This window comes from Bacteroidota bacterium (assembly GCA_039111535.1).
Classification (GTDB): Bacteria; Bacteroidota; Rhodothermia; order Rhodothermales; family JAHQVL01; genus JBCCIM01.
The window spans coordinates 1-6,278 of sequence record JBCCIM010000281.1; the positions used below are offsets into that span (position 1 = coordinate 1).

Genomic DNA, 6,278 nt, shown 5'->3' on the forward strand with positions numbered 1-6,278 from the left:
AACGCCGTGTGCTTTTCCCTTGTGTAACCACGTTATACCAAGAACCAATTGTCGTTTCAGATGCTGAAGGTGTCTGGGTACGTGACACCGATGGTGCTGAATACCTCGACTTTTTTGCTGGTATTCTAACCACTTCTGTCGGTCACTGCAATCCGGATGTGGTCTCAGCGGTGCGCAAGCAAATTGGCCGGCTGGGACACACCTCCACCCTTTACATAACCGAGAACCAGCTTCAGGTAGCTGAGCAACTGGGACGGATTAGTCCGGGCGAACTCAGCAGTTGCTATTTCACCAATAGTGGCTCGGAAGCAGTTGAAACTGCCATTATGCTGGCCCAGCAATACACCGGGCAACACGAAGTGATTGCGCTACGGCACAGTTATTCCGGGCGGACGGCGTTAGCTGCTACGCTTACAGCGCAATCAGCCTGGCGGCCGAAAGCTGGCGGCATTGCACATGTACGCCATGCGATGGTCCCCTACCCTTATCGCACGCCGGGCAACCTGTCTGAAGAGGCATTGGCTGACCTGTTTGCACACGATTTAGAAGAAGTCATCCGTACAACAACAAATGGCAAGCCGGCTGCTTTCTTTGCAGAGACAATTCAGGGCGTAGGCGGTGTGGTTGTCCCGCCAGCGGGCTACTTCCAGCGGGCAGCAGCTATCATCCGTAAATACGGTGGGTTGTTCATTTGCGACGAAGTGCAGCCCGGATTTGGTAGAACAGGTGACCACTGGTTTGCCATCGAGCATTGGGATGTCGAACCCGACATTATGGTGATGGCAAAAGGCATGGCCAATGGCTTCCCCGTCGGCGCGACTATCACGCGACCAGAAATTGCTGAAGCATGGCAGGCCAAGACCATTTCCACCTTTGGCGGCAATCCGGTCTCAATGGCCGCGGCGCATGCAACCATGACGGTGATGGAGCGCGAGCATGTGCCGGCACGCGCTGCTGCACGCGGTGCACAGCTAAAGGCCGGCCTCTTCAAGCTCTATGACAAGCATGCCTGGATTGGCGAAGTGCGCGGTAAAGGGCTCATGCAAGGCATTGAGTTGGTCAAGGACCGTGATTCCAAAGTGCCGGCACCCGATCGCGTTAAAGCCCTGCTTGAAGCAACCAAAAAAGAAGGCCTCCTGGTAGGTGTGGGTGGCATGCACGGCCAAACCATCCGCATCGGCCCCTCGCTACTGATTACGGAAGCTGAAATGAACGAAGCACTCACCCGACTCGCCAATGCATGTGACCGGGTGTAGGCCGGCATAGGTGGAGGTGGTGGTGGAGGTGCGCCGCTATCCCTCACTCGGCATTCAACAACCGGCATTCAACAACCGGCATTCGACACGCCCTCCCCGCGTTCGCCATTCAATATCAAATCTATTATCTTGCGTCCGCACGCGACCCGCACCTGTATTTCTTCAAATTGATTAACTCTTATGTTCGAATGGATTGCCACCCCTGAAGGGTGGATCGCCCTATTAACGCTGACAGCACTGGAGCTTGTCCTGGGCGTTGACAACATTATTTTTATTTCGATTCTGGTCGATAAGCTACCCGACGGCCAAAGGAATCGCGCGCGCTTTATCGGTCTTGCCCTTGCGATGATAGCACGTGTGCTGTTGCTTTTTTCGCTCAGTTGGCTGATACAGCTAACCTCTCCCATATTCACCGTATTGGGTAATGCAATTTCAGGTCGAGACCTGATACTCATTATTGGGGGGCTCTTTTTAATAGGGAAGAGTACCCATGAGATACACGATAAGCTTGAAGGTGCAGATGGTGAACGATCTGCTCGCGTAGCGCCATCTTTTGCCAGTGTATTGATGCAGATTGCTTTGCTGGATATTGTTTTCTCGCTCGACTCGGTGATTACAGCGATTGGGATGGCTGATGAGCTCTCCATTATGGTCATCGCAGTAATCGTCGCGGTCATCTTCATGATGATCTTTGCAAAACCGCTCGGTGACTTTGTAGAACAGCGACCAACGGTGAAAATGCTTGCCCTCTCGTTCCTCCTCCTCATCGGTACGGCACTCGTTGCAGATGGCCTCGACACCCATATCCCCAAAGGATACATTTACTCCGCGATGGGCTTCTCTGTATTTGTGGAAATGCTGAATCTGCGTCTGCGCAAAGGCGGAAACAAGGTAAAACTGAACAAGCGATTCACCGAAGAATAGCATAGAATCTGCCGGCGAGATGAGTGACGCCGGGCAGACACCGCTTATGAATACGCAAAAAGGCCGGCTCACTTTTGAGCCGGCCTTTTTGCTATGGTTCTACTGGTACTCATCGAGCCGAACAGGCCTGTTCTCGTCATATGACCTGCGGGCAGCCAATCCCATCACCACGGGCATTCGCCCATCCATCCCGCTAACGGGTACAGGTTCATCTGCAATGATGGCATCGATAAACGCCTGCAATTCTACAATAAAACTCTGGTTGTATCTTTCAAGAAAGAAGTACAGCGGCTTGGCTCCGGCAACTGCAGCATTATTGCGGTGCGTCACGTGGTCGGGGAGCAAGTTGCTGCTCTCGAGGCTTCCAGCATTGCCAAAAACTTCCATGCGCTGATCATAGCCGTACACAGCTTCCCGGCTGTTGTCGATCGTGACGATCGCACCATTTTCAAATTTCATGGTGATGACAGCCGTATCCACATCGCCAACCGCACCAATTTCAGGGTTCACCATCACGCCAGCGGCTGTGTATATCTCGGTTGCCTCACACCCCATCAGAAAACGGGCCATGTCGAAGTCGTGAATGGTCATATCTACAAACATCCCACCTGAACGACGTACATACGCAATCGGCGGTGGTGAAGGATCGCGACTGATAATGTGAAGTCGGTGTACCGTCCCTACTTCTCCTTGCTCAATGCCGGCTTTCATCCGCCTTGCGTTGGCGTCAAAACGGCGATTAAATCCGATTTGTAGTTTCACCCCAGCCCGATCAACGGTTTCAAGCGCGCGATCAATTTCGTCGAGGTCGAACGCAATGGGCTTTTCGCAAAAGATGTGTTTGCCTGCCCGTGCAGCATCTTCGATAAAGCCGGCGTGTGTATCGGTGGAGGAGCAAATTAGCACGGCATCTACATCTGCTCGCGCGAGCAATGCTGCGTGATTCGCCACTACGTTCGAAATTTGAAGGGCAGCTGCCGTTTGCTGTGCGGCGGCTTCGTTCATGTCGGTAATGGCAACCACATTGGCGTTGTGGATGTGGTGTGCCAGGTTGCTTGCGTGGAGCTGACCAATGCGGCCGGCGCCTATGATTCCAATATTTATCACAAAGCCTCTACAAGTCTAAATAAAGTCCCGCTCCTGTTTCATGGTCTTCTCCCAATTCTTACGTGCATCTTGCACGCCAGGCATGGTGCTGACTTCGGCCACCGGCACGTCCCACCAACTGTCATAACCCGGCACATCCTGGTACCGGTCATTTTCTATATGGATGACTGTTGTATGCGCGTTGGCGCCGGCTGTCTTCAGCGCAGCAGAAAACGCAGCATGTGTTTTACAACGGATTACTTCAGCACCCAGGCTTTCTGCGTTTTTCGCAAGATCGATAGGCAACGGCTTTGCATCCGTCCCAATATCATCTGACGCCATCATGCCTTTGTCGGGATACGTGTACCGGGTGCCAAATCCACACTGGCCCAATGAGCGGCTAAGCGCACCGATGCTTTTATACCCAAAGTTATCCACAAGGATAATGGTCAGCTTGATGCCCTCCTGCACAGCCGTGGTGATATCAGCAGAAAGCATGAGGTAGCTGCCATCCCCCACCATTACATAAACTTCCCGTTCAGGCGCTGCCATTTTGATACCCAGGCCGCCGGCAATTTCATAGCCCATGCAGCTGTACCCGTATTCCATGTGGTACTGCTTCGGATGACGTGCCCGCCAAAGTTTATGCAAATCACCGGGCATACTGCCAGCGGCATTCACCATGATTGCATCCGGGTCGCCCTCGTCGTTTACCACGCCAATGAGTTCTCCCTGACTAATCAATGGCTCGTGGCGGATCGCGTAGATTCGATCAACTTCTGCTTCCCATTTGTGGTGGAGCGCTGTTGCTTCGTCTCGATAGGCATCAGCCACTGCATAGCCATCCAGCATGCCGGCTAACTCTTCCAGCGTTGCGCGAGCATCACCAACGAGCGGTAGTGCTGCATGCTTGAACGCGTCAAATTCTGCTACATTGATGTTGACAAACCGCACATCCGGGTGCTGAAAGGCCGTTTTGCTCATCGTGGTAAAGTCACTGTAGCGCGTACCAATACCAATGATCAGATCGGCATCTTTGCTGATGCGATTCGCTGCAAGGTTACCCGTAACGCCGAGGGCGCCGAGGTTGAGTGGGTTGTCGTACCGCAGGCTGCCTTTGCCGGCGTGGGTCTCGCCAACCGGAATGCCCGTCTGCGCAACAAGTCCTGCCAGGACCTCCGTGGCTTCACTGTAAATCACGCCACCGCCGGCAACAATCATCGGGCGCTTGCTTTCACGAATCCATTGTGCCGCCTGCTGCAATGCCGTTTTATCTGGTCGATTACGCGGGATATGCCAGGTTTTCTCACCAAATAGCGCAACGGGATAATCATGGGCTTCCGTCTGGACATCCTGTGGCAGTGCAAGCGTGACCGTACCTGTTTCAGCCGGGCTCGTCAAGACACGCATCGCTTCAGGCAATGCCGTGATTAACTGATCCGGGCGATTGATACGGTCCCAATACCGGCTTACAGGTTTGAAACAGTCGTTGACCGAGAAATCTTGCGAATGCCCAGATTCCAATTGCTGTAACACGGGCGCGACATTGCGCCGGGCAAAGATATCACCGGGCAGCAACAAAACAGGAATACGGTTGATGGTTGCCGCAGCCGCACCCGTGATCATGTTGGTAGCGCCTGGCCCAATGGAAGAGGTACAGGCAAAGGTTTGAAGTCGGTTCTTCACGCGCGCAAAAGCGGCTGCACTATGCACCATAGACTGCTCATTGCGGCTTTGGAAATAGCGGACCTCGGGGTATTCCTGCAAGGCCTGTCCGATACCCGAAACATTGCCATGCCCAAAAATACCGAAGCAGCCGGCAAAGAACGGTTGCCGCGTACCATCACGCGATACGTATTGCATGGAAAGATACTTGATCAGGGCCTGCGCCATCGTCAGGCGTTCAGTTGGAGAGCTCATGGTGGTTACAGCTGGACTCGTGAGTTCAATACCGCATACACGGCACGGATATTATACTGGATATACCGGGACTTCGCTGTTCCTGGTTTTGTAGGTATCTTTCACCCACGTGTATTGCGGATCGTCTACATTTGCAAGCGACTGCGCACTGCCGGCAAGCACATTCAAGTAGTAGGTGATATACCCGGGCGGGCTCACAACCGGATGATAGCCTTCCGGCACCAGCACCACATCGTTATTGCGGGCCATTACAAGTGCATCGATCGGATAGCCGGCCTGGTGCAACGGAGAATGTTCATCTGTATACACACGCTGGTAGGCGTACCCTTCGGGCCGGTTTATTTTGTAATAATACACTTCTTCCAGGTCAGCCTCTACAACATTGCCCTGCGCATCTTCCCTGTGCACATCGTGTTTGTGGGGAGGATAGCTTGACCATCCACCACTTGGCGTATATACTTCACACAGCACCAACCTTTGACACGCAGAACCTGGTGGCAGAATGTCATTGATCTGGCGGGTCACGTTGTCGCCCCCTCGCACCTCGACACCCACATTGGCCGGACTGACCCGCTGCGGGGCAAATGTCTCTTCTGCTTTCACCCAGGCAACGGCAAACTCGGTGTTTGCCTGTGCGGTGACCGTAAAAGATGTGTTGATGGACAGGTAGATCGAATCTGCCGGCCCTTCAAAAACGTTTGCGCGTTGCCCAATGCCTGTCCAGTTGCCCGTGCTTGCAGCAACGTCCACCGTGCCGCTCAACACCACAATTGCAAGCTCGTGTCCGCCTGTTTCAAATGACCATGTTGCTCCTGCGTCAAGCTGGCGAACCTGAAAGTTGATATACTCCCACCCGGCAAGCGCCGGCGTGACTTCAGTGACAAGGCCGTCTACGCCTGCCCCATTGGGCTTCACCAGTATATTTTCCGGGGTGTACTGCATAAAATCCTCCTTAGGGGTCGCCTGTAGCTCAATGATTTGGTCTACAGGGATTTTAGGAGAAAGCAATGTTTAGTACACCTCTGCGATGCACTTTTTTGGGAATAGATGTGATAGCTGCTGAATTGCGAGTGCAGAAAGTCGAATGAAGCG

Annotated in this window: 5 protein-coding genes; 2 read left to right on the plus strand and 3 right to left on the minus strand. The window is 53.3% G+C overall.

The window, feature by feature from the left end; all coding sequences use genetic code 11:
* Both AAF564_25390 and AAF564_25395 read left to right on the plus strand, forming a co-directional pair.
* Positions 1-1,256 (plus strand): aspartate aminotransferase family protein (locus tag AAF564_25390; protein ID MEM8488904.1); only part of this gene is annotated, 1,256 nt, incomplete at its 5' end.
* Between the two features lie 180 nt (positions 1,257-1,436).
* Complete coding sequence (locus AAF564_25395) at positions 1,437-2,180, plus strand: TerC family protein (protein ID MEM8488905.1); 744 nt, start codon at positions 1,437-1,439, stop codon at positions 2,178-2,180.
* A gap of 99 nt (positions 2,181-2,279) precedes the next feature.
* Here AAF564_25395 and iolG read toward each other — a convergent pair whose 3' ends face one another.
* The 3 genes from iolG to iolB are packed head-to-tail and all read right to left on the minus strand — an operon-like array spanning position 2,280 to position 6,128.
* The gene (gene iolG, locus AAF564_25400) at positions 2,280-3,287 is read right to left on the minus strand and encodes an inositol 2-dehydrogenase (protein MEM8488906.1); all 1,008 of its coding nucleotides are present in this window, start codon (positions 3,285-3,287) and stop codon (positions 2,280-2,282) included.
* Positions 3,288-3,302: 15 nt separating this feature from the next.
* Positions 3,303-5,186 (minus strand): 3D-(3,5/4)-trihydroxycyclohexane-1,2-dione acylhydrolase (decyclizing), encoded by a 1,884-nt coding sequence (iolD, locus tag AAF564_25405; GenBank protein MEM8488907.1) that lies wholly within the window; start codon positions 5,184-5,186, stop codon positions 3,303-3,305.
* 51 nt (positions 5,187-5,237) lie between these two features.
* Positions 5,238-6,128, minus strand: a complete 891-nt coding sequence (gene iolB, locus AAF564_25410) for a 5-deoxy-glucuronate isomerase (protein MEM8488908.1) — start codon at positions 6,126-6,128, stop codon at positions 5,238-5,240.
* Between the last annotated feature and the right edge of the window lie 150 nt (positions 6,129-6,278).